Origin of the sequence: Streptomyces sp. NPDC050549 (assembly GCF_040655035.1) — a bacterium.
Classification (GTDB): domain Bacteria; phylum Actinomycetota; class Actinomycetes; order Streptomycetales; family Streptomycetaceae; genus Streptomyces.
The window spans coordinates 63,623-77,790 of the sequence record NZ_JBFAJD010000027.1; the positions used below are offsets into that span (position 1 = coordinate 63,623).

At 68.6% G+C, this 14,168-nt stretch carries 13 protein-coding genes; 9 read left to right on the forward strand and 4 right to left on the reverse strand.

Annotated features, from left to right (window positions below):
- Window positions 1-163: 163 nt before the first annotated feature.
- Window positions 164-943: a transcriptional repressor LexA gene (gene lexA, locus AB0I51_RS32170; protein WP_026151025.1), complete on the reverse strand. Its 780-nt coding sequence runs from the start codon at window positions 941-943 to the stop codon at window positions 164-166.
- A gap of 565 nt (window positions 944-1,508) precedes the next feature.
- On the opposite strand from lexA, the gene nrdR reads away from it, so the two are divergent.
- The 3 genes from nrdR to AB0I51_RS32185 all read left to right on the forward strand — a co-directional run bounded on the left by nrdR (window position 1,509) and on the right by AB0I51_RS32185 (window position 5,984).
- The gene (nrdR, locus tag AB0I51_RS32175) at window positions 1,509-2,060 is read left to right on the forward strand and encodes a transcriptional regulator NrdR (RefSeq protein WP_362981224.1); all 552 of its coding nucleotides are present in this window, start codon (window positions 1,509-1,511) and stop codon (window positions 2,058-2,060) included.
- Window positions 2,061-2,225: 165 nt separating this feature from the next.
- Window positions 2,226-5,120, forward strand: a complete 2,895-nt coding sequence (locus AB0I51_RS32180) for a vitamin B12-dependent ribonucleotide reductase (RefSeq protein WP_362981226.1) — start codon at window positions 2,226-2,228, stop codon at window positions 5,118-5,120.
- 171 nt (window positions 5,121-5,291) lie between these two features.
- Entirely contained in the window at window positions 5,292-5,984 is a 693-nt protein-coding gene (locus AB0I51_RS32185) for a DUF6215 domain-containing protein (protein WP_362981228.1), read from the forward strand.
- 23 nt (window positions 5,985-6,007) lie between these two features.
- Here the strand turns inward: AB0I51_RS32185 and AB0I51_RS32190 are convergent, their stop codons facing one another.
- Window positions 6,008-6,541, reverse strand: coding sequence for a TerD family protein (locus AB0I51_RS32190; protein WP_362981230.1), 534 nt, complete (start codon window positions 6,539-6,541; stop codon window positions 6,008-6,010).
- A 155-nt stretch (window positions 6,542-6,696) separates the two neighbouring features.
- Between AB0I51_RS32190 and AB0I51_RS32195 the strand changes: the two genes are divergently transcribed.
- From AB0I51_RS32195 to AB0I51_RS32205, 3 genes are all read left to right on the forward strand, one after another.
- Complete coding sequence (locus tag AB0I51_RS32195) at window positions 6,697-7,302, forward strand: YdbC family protein (protein ID WP_362981346.1); 606 nt, start codon at window positions 6,697-6,699, stop codon at window positions 7,300-7,302.
- 149 nt (window positions 7,303-7,451) lie between these two features.
- Window positions 7,452-8,111, forward strand: coding sequence for a histidine phosphatase family protein (locus tag AB0I51_RS32200; protein WP_026179190.1), 660 nt, complete (start codon window positions 7,452-7,454; stop codon window positions 8,109-8,111).
- A gap of 12 nt (window positions 8,112-8,123) precedes the next feature.
- Entirely contained in the window at window positions 8,124-9,074 is a 951-nt protein-coding gene (locus AB0I51_RS32205) for an ADP-ribosylglycohydrolase family protein (RefSeq protein WP_362981232.1), read from the forward strand.
- A 234-nt stretch (window positions 9,075-9,308) separates the two neighbouring features.
- Here AB0I51_RS32205 and AB0I51_RS32210 read toward each other — a convergent pair whose 3' ends face one another.
- On the reverse strand, window positions 9,309-10,856 hold the full coding sequence (locus AB0I51_RS32210; RefSeq protein ID WP_362981234.1) for an MFS transporter: 1,548 nt from the start codon (window positions 10,854-10,856) through the stop codon (window positions 9,309-9,311).
- 187 nt (window positions 10,857-11,043) lie between these two features.
- On the opposite strand from AB0I51_RS32210, the gene AB0I51_RS32215 reads away from it, so the two are divergent.
- From AB0I51_RS32215 to AB0I51_RS32225, 3 genes are all read left to right on the forward strand, one after another.
- Window positions 11,044-11,667 carry a TetR/AcrR family transcriptional regulator gene (locus tag AB0I51_RS32215; protein WP_362981236.1) on the forward strand — a complete coding sequence of 208 codons (624 nt, stop codon included), beginning with the start codon at window positions 11,044-11,046 and terminating at the stop codon, window positions 11,665-11,667.
- Between the two features lie 82 nt (window positions 11,668-11,749).
- On the forward strand, window positions 11,750-12,451 hold the full coding sequence (locus AB0I51_RS32220; RefSeq protein WP_362981238.1) for a ribonuclease HII: 702 nt from the start codon (window positions 11,750-11,752) through the stop codon (window positions 12,449-12,451).
- Between the two features lie 68 nt (window positions 12,452-12,519).
- On the forward strand, window positions 12,520-13,161 hold the full coding sequence (locus AB0I51_RS32225) for a hypothetical protein (protein WP_362981240.1): 642 nt from the start codon (window positions 12,520-12,522) through the stop codon (window positions 13,159-13,161).
- 285 nt (window positions 13,162-13,446) lie between these two features.
- On the opposite strand, the gene AB0I51_RS32230 is transcribed toward AB0I51_RS32225, so the two are convergent.
- The gene (locus AB0I51_RS32230; protein ID WP_200716447.1) at window positions 13,447-14,082 is read right to left on the reverse strand and encodes a hypothetical protein; all 636 of its coding nucleotides are present in this window, start codon (window positions 14,080-14,082) and stop codon (window positions 13,447-13,449) included.
- Window positions 14,083-14,168 lie beyond the last annotated feature (86 nt).

Here is a 14,168-nt window from a genome sequence, read left to right on the forward strand (position 1 = left end):
GGACCGCCGGGCCGACACCGCATCGACGACCGACCGCCGTCGGAGTCCGCGCGGCTGCGCGATCCTCACCGGGGGCCGCGCAGTACAGGACCCCGGAACCGGCGCAGGGGTCCCGGGGTCCGGTCAGGGGGCCGGGCCGATACGGCCCCGCCCGCCGCGGGCGTCACACGCGCCGCAGCACCGCCACCACCTTGCCGAGGATCGTCGCGTCGTCGCCGGGGATCGGCTCGTACGCGGAGTTGTGCGGGAGGAGCCAGACATGGCCGTCCTCGCGCTTGAAGCGCTTGACCGTGGCCTCGCCCTCCAGCATGGCGGCCACGATGTCGCCGTTCTCCGCGACCGGCTGGCGGCGCACGGTGACCCAGTCGCCGTCGCAGATCGCGGCCTCGATCATCGAGTCACCGACGACCTTGAGGACGAACAGCTCACCGTCACCGACCAGTTGGCGGGGGAGGGGGAAGACGTCCTCGACCGACTCCTCGGCGAGGATCGGGCCACCGGCGGCGATCCGGCCCACCAGCGGGACGTACGACGCGGCCGGCTTGCCCGCGGTGTCCGTGGGCTGCACCGACGAGGACTGGTCGGAGCCGCGGACCTCGTACGCGCGCGGGCGGTGCGGGTCGCGGCGCAGGAAGCCCTTGCGCTCCAGTGCCATCAGCTGGTGTGCGACCGAGGATGTACTGGACAGGCCGACTGCCTGCCCGATCTCGCGCATCGACGGCGGGTAACCCCGGCGCTGCACCGAGTCCCTGATGACCTCGATGACCCGGCGCTGCCGGTCCGTGAGCCCCGAGCTGTCCGCCCGGATGCCGGGAGGTCGGCCTGGCAGGGAGCGCTTGTGTCCCTCGGGATTCGCGGCTTCGTTCATTGCATGCACCGGCTCGAGTCGGCCCTGGGAGCGATCCTGGGCAGTGATGGTGGCACTGTCTGCGGTGGTGGTCACGTCGGCCCCTCTCGATGTTCTCCCTGCTGGACAACGGTAGTTGCTTTCGAAAGGTTGCGCCAAACACACGTTCGAGTGAAAAAATGCGGATAGCCTGCCGCGATCACATGTATGGGTGTATGGCCGATGTGTCACCTGGCGGACAAAGGGGCCCATTGTCGGGCTCTTCGCCGCCCGGGTGGTGACCTTGCGGATTGTCGCCCCAGTCTGCCACCCGACGTTCCGACAGCCGGGGGCCGGTCCGGGTCTGCGCGGGAGCCCCACGTCTTCTCCGTGCCGCGCTCACGGTATCTCCGTAAGTGCCCTGGCGGTACGGGTGAGCGCCCGCGTGTTCCGGGCGACGGTATGGCCGTATGGCACATGCCAATACGGGTGCGACACGCGCGTGCGGCGTGTTTGTGTAAGCCAATCACCACATCTAGTGGTTGGATTGCGGCAGCAGCCCAGAAGTTGTGGTCCCCCGGGTCTTCATCGTCTCGGCCATCGCCTATGCTTGGGGCTGCTTCGAGAGGCCCAAGGGGTCTTACGAGGCTATTGAGTCTGCTGTGAGGGAGGGTTGGAGATCATGCACTGCCCCTTCTGCAGGCACCCCGACAGCCGTGTCGTCGACAGCCGTACAACGGACGACGGCACGTCGATCCGCCGGCGCCGCCAGTGCCCTGACTGCTCCCGTCGTTTCACGACCGTGGAGACGTGCTCGCTCATGGTGGTCAAGCGGTCCGGAGTCACCGAACCTTTCAGTCGTACCAAGGTCATCAACGGTGTGCGCAAGGCATGCCAGGGACGGCCTGTCACCGAGGACGCACTCGCCCAGCTCGGCCAGCGGGTCGAAGAGGCGGTGCGGGCCACCGGAAGTGCCGAGCTGACCACCCATGACGTCGGGCTGGCCATACTCGGCCCGTTGCAGGAACTCGACCTCGTCGCCTATCTGCGATTCGCCTCCGTCTACCGGGCGTTCGACTCGTTGGACGATTTCGAGGCCGCGATCGTGGAACTCCGGGAAGCGACACCAGGCCCCGCCGCGGACGACGAAGGCGCGGGATCGGGGAGCCAGGAAGACGACGGCGGGCCCGGAGGGACTGTTCAGGTCCCGGTGCCCGCCCACTCCGCCGACTGACCGGCGGGCCGGGACCGGGCGGAGACCCCGGATCCGGCCGGACGGCGGCGGACCAGGACTTGTCGCGGAGCCATGAGCGTGTGGGCTGCCGTGACACCAGACAAACACTCTGCCACGGGAACATCGTGGCATTTCAGGGCGTTTTTGCCTGTACAGGGAGGCGGCATGACAGAGACGGCGAGCGGTCCGGCACGAGGTTCCCGCGCGAAGGGCACCAAGACCACCAAGGGACTGCGCATCGAGCGTATTCACACCACCCCCGGCGTGCATCCGTACGACGAGGTGGAGTGGGAGCGTCGTGACGTCGTCATGACCAACTGGCGCGACGGCTCGGTCAATTTCGAGCAGCGTGGCGTCGAGTTCCCCGCCGAATGGGCGGTGAACGCGGTCAACATCGTCACCAGCAAGTACTTCCGCGGTGCCGTGGGCACCCCGCAGCGCGAGGTGAGCCTCAAGCAGCTCATCGACCGCATCGTGAAGACGTATCGGAAGGCCGGCGAGGACCACAAGTACTTCGCCTCGCCCGCCGACGCCGAGATCTTCGAGCACGAGCTGGCGTACGCCCTCCTGCACCAGGTCTTCAGCTTCAACAGTCCCGTGTGGTTCAACGTCGGGACCCCGCAGCCCCAGCAGGTCTCGGCCTGCTTCATCCTGGCCGTCGACGACTCCATGGAGTCGATCCTCGACTGGTACAAGGAAGAGGGCATGATCTTCAAGGGCGGCTCCGGCGCCGGCCTGAACCTGTCCCGGATCCGCTCCTCCAAGGAACTGCTCTCCTCGGGCGGCAACGCCTCGGGACCGGTCTCCTTCATGCGCGGTGCAGACGCCTCCGCGGGCACCATCAAGTCCGGTGGCGCCACCCGCCGCGCGGCCAAGATGGTCATCCTGGACGTCGACCACCCCGACATCGAGGACTTCATCCAGACCAAGGTCAAGGAAGAAGAGAAGATCCGCGCCCTTCGTGACGCGGGCTTCGACATGGACCTGGGTGGCGACGACATCACGTCGGTGCAGTACCAGAACGCCAACAACTCGGTCCGCGTGAACGACACGTTCATGAAGGCCGTGGAGAACGGCGACAAGTTCGGCCTGACGTCCCGCATGACCGGCGAGGTCATCGAGGAGGTCGACGCCAAGGAGCTGTTCCGCAAGATGGCCGAGGCCGCCTGGGCCTGCGCCGACCCGGGCATCCAGTACGACGACACCATCAATCAGTGGCACACGTGCCCGGAGTCCGGCCGTATCAACGGCTCGAACCCGTGCAGCGAGTACATGCACCTGGACAACACGTCCTGCAACCTCGCCTCGTTGAACCTGATGAAGTTCCTCAAGGACGACGGCAAGGGCAACCAGTCCTTCGAGGTCGAGCGCTTCGCCAAGGTCGTCGAGCTCGTCATCACCGCGATGGACATCTCCATCTGCTTCGCGGACTTCCCGACGCAGAAGATCGGCGAGAACACGCGCGCGTTCCGCCAGCTCGGCATCGGCTACGCCAACCTCGGCGCCCTGCTGATGGCGACCGGCCACGCCTACGACTCCGACGGCGGCCGTGCCCTCGCGGGTGCCATCACCTCCCTGATGACCGGCACGTCGTACAAGCGTTCCGCCGAACTCGCCGCGGTCGTCGGCCCGTACGACGGCTACGCCCGCAACGAGCAGCCGCACCTGCGCGTCATGAAGCAGCACGCCGACGCCAACGCCGTCGCCCCGCGCGCGGACGACCTGGACACGCCCATCTGGGCCGCGGCCACGGAGTCCTGGCAGGACGTGCTGCGCCTCGGCGAGAAGAACGGTTTCCGTAACTCGCAGGCGTCCGTCATCGCCCCGACCGGCACCATCGGTCTCGCGATGTCCTGCGACACCACCGGACTTGAGCCCGACCTCGCCCTGGTCAAGTTCAAGAAGCTGGTCGGCGGCGGCTCGATGCAGATTGTCAACGGCACCGTCCCGCAGGCTCTGCGACGCATGGGCTACCAGGAGGAGCAGATCGAGGCGATCGTCGCCCACATCGCCGACAACGGCAATGTGATCGACGCCCCGGGCCTCAAGCACGAGCACTACGAGGTGTTCGACTGCGCCATGGGTGAGCGCTCCATCTCCGCGATGGGCCACGTCCGCATGATGGCCGCCATCCAGCCCTGGATCTCCGGCGCGCTCTCCAAGACGGTCAACCTGCCGGAGACGGCGACCGTCGAGGACGTCGAGGAGGTCTACTTCGAGGCCTGGAAGCTGGGCGTCAAGGCGCTCGCGATCTACCGCGACAACTGCAAGGTCGGCCAGCCCCTCTCCGCGAAGACCAAGGAGAAGGAGAAGGTCGAGGTCACCGCCAAGGCCGAGGAGACCATCCGCACCGCGGTCGAGAAGGTCGTCGAGTACCGCCCCGTCCGCAAGCGTCTCCCCAAGGGCCGCCCGGGCATCACGACCTCCTTCACCGTGGGCGGTGCCGAGGGCTACATGACCGCCAACTCCTACCCGGACGACGGTCTCGGCGAGGTCTTCCTGAAGATGTCGAAGCAGGGCTCGACCCTCGCAGGCATGATGGACGCCTTCTCGATCGCCGTCTCCGTAGGCCTGCAGTACGGCGTCCCCCTGGAGACGTACGTCTCGAAGTTCACCAACATGCGCTTCGAGCCGGCCGGCATGACGGACGACCCGGACGTGCGGATGGCGCAGTCGATCGTCGACTACATCTTCCGCCGCCTGGCGCTCGACTTCCTCCCCTTCGAGACGCGCTCCGCGCTCGGCATCCACTCCGCCGAGGAGCGTCAGCGTCACCTGGAGACCGGTTCCTACGAGCCGACGGAGGACGAGGTCGACGTCGAGGGCCTGGCCCAGTCGGCGCCGCGCGCCCAGGAGTTGAAGGCCGTGGCCACGCCCAAGGCCGTGACCGAGGTGGCCAAGCCCGCCCCGCAGCAGGCGCACACCAGCGCCGAACTGGTGGAGATGCAACTGGGCATCCAGGCGGACGCCCCGCTCTGCTTCTCCTGCGGTACGAAGATGCAGCGGGCCGGTTCCTGCTACATCTGCGAGGGGTGCGGTTCGACCAGCGGGTGCAGCTGAGCCAGGGCATCTGCTTGAAGTGAACTAGCTGTTCAGGGCGGCGAAGTCGGTTTTCCGGCTTTGCCGCCCTGGGCGTTTCCCGCCCCGGGGAGAATCCGGTTTCCCAGCAGAACGATCAGCGGTTAATCTCCCTCAGCGCGCATAGCGTGCGCACAGGGGAGGGTGGGGGACATGGCCGACGATTTCGTCGAGCCCGAAAAGGGTATGCGGGCGGGGGCCCAGGCAGTCGCGGCGATAGTGGTGGTCGGCGGCGTGGTGGGTGGTCTGTGGGGACTCGGGGGAGTCCTGCCGAAGACGACGCAGGACACCAAGCCGGCGATCTGCTCGGCGAGTACGGACAGCACCCTGCCGGCGAAGTACGTCTCGCCGACAGCGCTCTGCACCGCGCTGAACCGCGCGGACCTGCCGGTGCTCCTGGGAACTCCGGACGAACACGCGGAGACCGCCTCGGGCAGCGCAGGCTGGATGACGCTGGCAGGCGGCACCAAGATCGCCAGCCCCGAGGCGGACGTCGACATGAGGACGTACTCCGTGCGGCTGTCGGCGTCCTACGACGACATCCCCGTTGCCCAGGCGGCCCGCTACGTGGACTCCACCTCGCAGGTGAAGAAGGTCCTGGGGCACCCGGCAGTCCTCTACTCGGACCGGACCGTCGCCATCAGCTTCAACCTCGGCGGTGGCAAGGCCAGTACCGGCCCCGGAGGCATTGCCCGCAGCCTGCTGGTCTCCACGAGCGCGAAGGACGGCGGCGACTCCTTCGAGATATCCATCTGGCGCCAGGACGACGTGCCGCCTGACGACGAGGCGCTGTTCCGCATCGCCGAGGAGGTGCTGCCGACGGTCCCGGGCTGGACCGCCGGCTGACGAGCTGCCCCGGGGGGCAGGGCTCAGGACTGCTGTGCTCTGCCCATCGTCCTGGTGAAGGTCGCAGGGTCGTCGTCGAAGCCCTGGATGCCGGGATGGAAGTCCCAGCTTCCTGACTCGTCCCGGGTGAACTCGCCGACCGTCGCCGCCGTCGCTCCGAGGACGTCGCCGAAGTCCATCTCGGTGAGGACGCTGTACCCCTCGCGGATGCGCAGCTTCGGGTTGAGGACGTTCACGAACGTGCGGTGGGCCACCCGCTGCTGGATGACGACACCGACCACCACGCGCGCGTACCGGTCGGCGAGCCGGTCGAGCTCCAGCGTCATGACCTCGTCCCAGCCGAAGCCCTTGCCGTCCTTGCTGTCCCGGTTGAGATAGATGGTGCCGTCGGGGGACCGACTGTCGAAGTACACCGCGTACGCGGGAGTGCCGTAGAGATCACTCGCCACATACGTGGTGGCAACGATGTCCAGATCGACAGGCGGTTGCCCGGTGGGACTCGGATCCCACTGGAGACCGACTTCCGCCTTGCGGATCCCCTTGTTGAGGCCGTTCACCACAGTTCCCCTTCCCCGTGCGCCTCGATCGCGCGCCCCAACTGCCGGGCGATCAGCGTTTGTTGTCCATCGTGCCACGCGCGCGGGGGCGTATGCGCGGACGATCTCCGCCGGAGCGTGACCAGCGCCACGCTCCGTGGCCTTACGATGGCGCGGTGCTGGTCAAGTGGATTCGCTGCACCGTGATGGACCGTCGCGGCTTCGAGCGCGGGCAGCGAAAGTGGGCGGGGCTTCTGGGGGAGCCGGGATTTCGGGGACAGGGGGGAGGCTGGAGCAGAGCGCGGCCAGGAGTGGCACACATTTTCGCGTTCTGGGAAAGCCGTGCCTTCTACGACTCCTTCATGGCCCGATCCCACGACCGGCTGGCGTCGGCCCAGATGGGCACCTTCAAGGACGCGCAGGTAAAGCTGTTCGACCATCGCTTCGATGTGAAGACCGGCTTCGAGCCGCGCTTCACCGACGCCGATCTGGTGCGGGTGGCCCTGTGCCGTGTCCACGAGGAGCGCGCCGAGCACTTCACGCTGATGCAGGAGAAGGTGTGGAACCCCGCGATGGCCGGTTCCCCCGGCATGCTCCGCGGGCTGTTCGGCGAGGCCCCGGGACACGAGTTCATGGTGCTCTCGATGTGGCACTCGGCCGCAGAACACGGCAAATACCGCACCGAGCGAGTGGAACGGCTCGCACTGAGGGCACAGATCGAGGCGGACGTCGCGTCTCTCACGGGGGACATCGTGCAGCTGGAACCGAGCTGGACGGTTTGAAATCCGGACTGACGGGAGTGCCGTCACCGACGTCCCGGTGTGTGAATCGTGCGCCCCTATGTGGCCCATCGGGCACGATTGGTGTGACCTACGCCGTATGGAGCCCGTACGAGTGCTCGATATGCCGCCACTGGATCTAGGGTTTTGGCATGGCACGACCACGGCGCATCGTCCTTGTCCGACACGGCGAGTCAACGGGCAATGTTGATGACACCGTCTACGAGCGTGAACCCGACCATGCCCTGGCGCTGACCGACCAGGGATGGCGTCAGGCCGAGGAGACCGGCAAGCGGCTTCGGGAGGTGTTCGGCCGCGAGCGCATCAGTGTGTACGTCTCCCCGTACCGCCGCACCCACGAGACCTTCCGCGCCTTCCATCTCGACCCCGACCTCGTACGCGTACGCGAGGAACCCCGGCTCCGTGAGCAGGACTGGGGGAACTGGCAGGACCGGGACGACGTACGCCTCCAGAAGGCGTACCGGGACGCCTACGGGCACTTCTTCTACCGCTTCGCCCAGGGCGAGTCCGGCGCCGACGTCTACGACCGGGTCGGCGGCTTCCTGGAGAGCCTCTACCGCAGCTTCGAGGCCCCGGACCACCCGCCCAACGTGCTCCTGGTGACGCACGGCCTGGCGATGCGACTCTTCTGCATGCGCTGGTTCCACTGGACGGTCGCGGAGTTCGAGTCGCTGTCCAATCCGGGGAACGCCGAGATGCGGATGCTCGTTCTGGGGGACGACGGCAGGTACGCGCTGGACCGGCCGTTCGACAGCTGGCGGGATCCGGAGCCGTACGGGATCAGTGGGTAGGCTGGCGCACCGATGACAGCCGACTCCTATTCGAACTCTTCCGACTCCTCCAACCCGTCCGATTCTTCCGACTCTCCCGGTGGGCGCCTGGGCCGCGCCCTGGCCAGCCTGCGTGGACTCGCCGTGGGGGACGCGCTGGGTTCCCAGTTCTTCGTCCCCGTGAACTACCCGCTCCTCAAGCGCCGTGAACTGCCCCCGGCGCCCTGGCAGTGGACTGACGACACGGAGATGGCCTGCTCCGTGGTCGCGGTCCTCGCCGCCCACCACCGCGTCGACCAGGACGCCCTGGCCCACTCCTTCGCGCGGCGCCACGACTTCGACCGCGGCTACGGCCCCGCCGTCAACCGGTTGCTGCGCCTCGTCCGTGAAGGCGGCGACTGGCGTGAGCTGTCCGCCGCGCTCTTCAACGGACAGGGCTCATGGGGCAACGGCGCGGCGATGCGGATCGCACCCCTGGGTGCCTGGTACGCGGACGACCCCGAGCAGGCGACCCACCAGGCCGAGATCTCGGCCTACCCCACGCACCAGCACCGTGAGGGCGTCGTCGGCGCCATGGCCGTCGCCGCGGCAGCCGCATTGGCCGCCGCCCCCGGCGGCCCGCCCAGCGGCGAGGCACTCCTCGACAGCGTCATCGCCCTCGTCCCCAAGAGCGCTGTCGGCACGGGGCTGCGGCGCGCCCGCGACATGCTCGACTACGCCGATGCCGACACCGTCGCCGCGGTGCTGGGCTGCGGACGTCGTACGACAGCGCACGACACGGTCCCCTTCGCGCTCTGGTCGGCCGCCCGCGGCCTCGGCGACTACGCGCATGCGTTCTGGACCACCGCGCAGGTCGGCGGAGACGTGGACACCACCTGCGCCATCGTGGGCGGCGTGATCGCCGGCGGGAAGGCCGGGACGCCACCCGCCGAGTGGGCGGAGCGGACGGAGGCGCTGCCGGGCTGGGCGCCGACGGCCGTCTGACGGCTGCGACTTCCCTCCCGGCAGTGCCACCTGTGCACGCCGGAAACTCTCTGTGCCTGCCGGGAACTCTGCGTGACCACCCGGCCGTTGTCCTGGCAGCTGCTGTGTGACACACGGGTCTACACAGAACGGACAGGACACGAGGGCTGTGGGGCGGTGATGAGGTTTTCGCCGATGTCGGTGCCCGTGCCGGTGGTGTTGCCGGTCGGTCGGGCCTTCGCCGGGCCCGACCGGTCAGCCGATCCCCGGACCCGCCGTGCCCGCGAGGGCGTCGAGGTCGCTCTTGCGGACCCGGATCACCAACCAGGCGGTGCCCAGGGCGAGTACGGCCATCGCGGCGGCCGGGACGAAGGCCGTCGAGATGCCGTGCGCGAGCACCTCGTGCCCCCAAGGCGCGGGCAGCTGGTGCGACTTGGTGAACTCCTGCTTCTGCTGCGCCGATCCATTGGCCAGGAACTTCGGCAGCTGCTTCTTGGCCTCGTCCCTGCTGGCCGAGCCGAACACGGTGGTCAGGATGGACAGACCGAGCGAACCGCCCACTTGTTGCATGGCGTTGAGCAACGCGGACGCCGCGCCCGCCTCGTGCGGGGCGACACCGGACACGGCGGTGATCGTCAGCGTCACGAAGTTCAGGCCCATGCCGAAGCCGAACACCAGCATGGGTCCGAGCACTCCGCCGACGTACGAACTGTCCGAGCTGATGAGCGTCTGCCAGGCCAGTCCGATCACCGCGAGGGCCGACCCGACGAGCATGAACGGCCGTGGTCCGAACCGCGGGAGGAACTGCTGGGACAGGCCCGCGCCCGCCGCGATCACGACCGTCACCGGAAGGAAGGCGAGACCTGCCTGGATCGGGCTGTACCCCAGCACGTTCTGCACGAAGAGCACGATGTAGAAGAACATGCCGAACATCGCGGCGGCGAGGCTCAGCATGATCACGTACGTGCCCGAGCGGTTGCGGTCGGCGAACATCCTGAGCGGGGTGATCGGTTCCTTGGCCCTGGATTCGATGATCACGAAGGACAGCAGCAGGACGGCCGCCGCGCCGAAGGACCCGATGGTCAGGCTGTCGCGCCACCCCTTGTCCGCCGCGCGGATGAAGCCGTAGACGAGGGATGCCATGCCTGCCGTCGAGGTCAGCGCGCCCGCGATGTCGAATCGACCGGTGTGCCGTTCGGACTCGTTGATGTACAGCGGTGTGAGCACGGCGATCAGCAGACCGATCGGCACGTTGACGAAGAGCACCCAGCGCCAGTCGAGCCACTCGGTGAGCATGCCGCCCGCGAGCAGACCGATCGCGCCGCCGCCCGCCGAGACCGCGGCGAAGACGCCGAACGCCCTGTTGCGTTCCGGGCCTTCGGGGAACGTGGTGGTGATGAGTGCCAGCGAGGTGGGCGACGCGATCGCGCCACCCACGCCCTGGAGGACGCGTGCGGCCAGCAACTGCCATGGTTCCTGGGCGAGTCCGCCGAGCAGCGAGGCGAAGGTGAAGAGCAGGATGCCGGTGATGAACACCCGGCGCCGGCCGAGGATGTCGCCGGCCCGGCCGCCGAGAAGCAGCAGACCGCCGAAGGTGAGCGTGTAGGCGCTGACGACCCATGTGAGGTCGGTGGTGCTGAAACTGAGCGCGGCTTGAATGTGCGGGAGAGCGATGTTCACAATCGTCGCGTCGAGTACCACCATGAGTTGGCAGGCCGCGATGACCGCGAGCGCGATGCCGGGATGTCCCTCCCGGCGGGCCGCTCCTGGTTCTGGCTTCTGGGTCAACTGAGAGGTTGTCACTATGGGTCCCCCACAAGTGTGTTAGTGAACGCCCGCGTTCACTGCCGCGTCAACGGTAGTGAGTCCCCGACAGTGAACGCAAGCGTTCACTTAACTCGCTCGCGTATGGCGCGTCTCCCGTCGCCGCCGTGCGACGTGCCCCCAATCCCCGGAATTCCCCATTCCACTGCTCGCTGGAGAGACTCAGATGGCTACTTCGGGCTGGACGGCCGCCCCCGCTCAGGCGACCTCCCTCCGCCGTCGCGGCGCCGTGCTCGAACAAGCGATCCTGGACGCCGCACTGGAGCAACTCAGTACGGTCGGATGGAACGCCCTCACGATGGAGGGCGTCGCCGCCGGCGCCCAGACGGGCAAGGCCGCGGTCTACCGCCGCTGGTCCTCGAAGGAGGACCTCGTCGCGGACGCGTTGCAGGCCGGACTGCCAAGTCTGGAAGAGATGCCCGACCTCGGCGATGTGCGTGCGGATCTGCTGGCGCTGTGCACGCGGGCGCGTGACGCGATGTTCTCGCGCCCCGGATCCGCCCTGCGCTCGGTGATTCACGAATGTGACATGGCGCAGGCGGAGCGCTTCCACGGGGTGATCGTCGAAGGGGTCGTGGAACCGACACTCCGGCTGATCCGTGACGCTGTCGACCGGGGAATCGAGCGAGGTCAGGTTCGCCCCGACGCGTCCAACGGCTATGTCTTCGACGCCATCCCGGCGATGATGATGTACAGGTCGAAGGTGTGCGGCAGTGAATGGAGCGACCAGGAGATCGAGGAAATGCTCGACCAGTTGGTGCTTCCGCTGCTCCGGCCGAGCGGTGCGTGAAGCCGGGCTGGGACGGTCTTGAGGGGGCCTGGGGAGGCCGGGGTGTCGCAGGGGGTCCCGGGCGGCGTACCCTGAGGTCGCCATGCCGTACGAACCACCTACTCACACCGTCGAGCGCTCACTCCGCGCCACGACCGGAGCCAAGGTCATTGCCGGCGTCGACGAGGTGGGGCGCGGCGCGTGGGCCGGCCCCGTCACCGTCTGCGCTGCGGTCACCGGACTGCGCCGGCCCCCTGAAGGTCTCACCGACTCCAAGCTCATCGCGGTAAGGCGACGCACCCAACTCGCCGAGGAACTCCGCAAGTGGGTCACGGCGTACGCCCTGGGGCACGCCTCCCCGGAGGAGATCGACGACCTGGGGATGACGGCGGCGCTGCGGCTTGCCGCAGTGCGTGCCCTTGAGGCCTTGCCGGTTCGCCCGGACGCGGTCATTCTCGACGGGAAACACGATTACCTCGGGACCCCTTGGCGGGTTCGTACGGTGATCAAGGGCGATCAGTCGTGCGTGGCGGTGGCCGCCGCTTCGGTGATCGCCAAGGTTCAGCGCGACAAAATGATGGCCGAACTGGGCATCGACCATGCAGACTTCGCTTTTGCGGCCAACGCCGGGTATCCGTCACCCGTGCACAAGGCCGCGCTGGAGGAGCGGGGCCCCACCCCGTACCACCGGTTGTCGTGGGCGTATCTTGATGCGCTGCCCCAGTGGCGGCACCTCAAGAAGGCCCGCAGTTGGGCGGAGGGAAACGTTCCGGAGATCGAGGGGCAGCTCGGCTTCGACTTCTGACCGTTCCGCTCGCACTCATGTGCCACCCGCCGACGCGAGCGGCGCCAACGTTTGATAAAAATCAGCTCATGCCTCTCATTCCCGAGGAGCCTCAGATTCACGAGAGTGCCCAGGGTCCCCGCGCCACTCCGGCCAGCGGCCGCGTCGCGCCGACCCCCCGTCCCGTACCAGGCCCCCGCCCCGCGGCGCCGTCGCGTCCCGGTCGCCCCGGCCCTCTGCGGCCCACGGCGCCGGCGCAACGCACGCCGCGTGACGTGGCCGCTGTCAAGCCCGGACCGTCCGGTCCGGCTGCCCCCGCCTCCTCCGGCACCGCTGTGGCGACCCCGCAGATCCAGCTCGTCCCGGCCTCGGCCGAGGGTGCGCTGGACGCTGCCGAGGAAGCCGTGGACCTGCTTCTGGAGTCGGGCCGTACCCCCGGTGACGTGCTGGTGATCACCACCGGCGAGCCGCACCCGTGGGCCGCCCATGAACTGTCCTTCGGTGAAGCGTCCTACTGGGCGCAGCACGACGCGCGCGACGACGTCTTCTACGCGGACGCCGCCGTCGCGGGCCGTGCGGCACCTCGGCCGGTCGTCGTGGTCGCCGTCAACGGCGGCCTCGACACCGTTGCCGCCACCGCACTGCCGCTGGCCCTCGGCCGGGCCGGTGCCCTGCTGATCGTCTGCGGCGACCCGCAGCAGATCAACTCGGTGCTGGGCGCGGGCGTCTGAGAGCCGTCTCCGGAACGTCCGGAAGGCTCTCGGAGACCGACGGTGGCCACCTCGGGCGGCGTCGCGTCCCTGTGCACGGTGAGCGATTCGGCGTGCCCGGAAGACCGGGCGTGGTTGACGAAGGGTGCCTTCGGCAGGCGTTCCGTCCCGTGCGTGGTGACTCGGCAGGGCGGGAGCACCCACGCGGGGCGGTCCCGCGTCGTAAGGAATCTCCCGGCGTCGCCCGGACTTCCAGCAGCGGTCTCGTACCGCCGTACGGTCCGGGCGAGGAGCCCGGACCGGGTTTCAGCGGGCCGCGGCGCGGCGCAGGACCTCCGAGGCGGCACCGCCGGTGCGGGGCAGCAGGGGCGGTACCTCGGACATGGCGAAAGGTTCCGGCGCCGAGTCCGCGCTCGGGCGTCGGCCGCCACGCCCCTCACCGAGCACCTGCCAGCCGTCCCGGGTCAGCGTGATGTACGCCCCGCAGCGCAGCCCGTGCAGCGTGCAGGCGTCACGCAGCCCCCACATCCACGCCCCGTCCTCCTCCGTCCAACGCGCGTCGCCCTCACGGCAGTAGAGCAGCACGGCGGTGCGCACCGGGGTGCGGCGGCGCAGGTCGTGCGGGATGACCCGGCGCAGCTGCGCGAGCAGCGCGTTGCGGAACATCCAGCCGTCGGCAGGGGCCGACCGGCGGACGAACGAAGCGCTCGCGAGCAGCCGCTCGTCCGGGTCGAGGACGGCCACGATCGCGGTCGCCGGTCTCGGGCGATGCCGGGAGTGCAGCCCGCTGACGACCTCGCGAGGATTGCGCAGCAAGGGGATTCCGGCGGCGGCCCACTCGGAGGGTTCGAGCATACGGGCCAGAGGGTTGGCGGAAGCGGCGGACAGGTCGGCTGACGTCGACGTGGATGCCGCGGAGGACGGAGCGAATCCGAAGGTCACGGTCCTCCCTTCGGCTACGCGCCCACACTGCGGGCGAGGTCGGATTCGGGGGAGCGCACACCGCAGCAGAGCCCTACCGGATCACG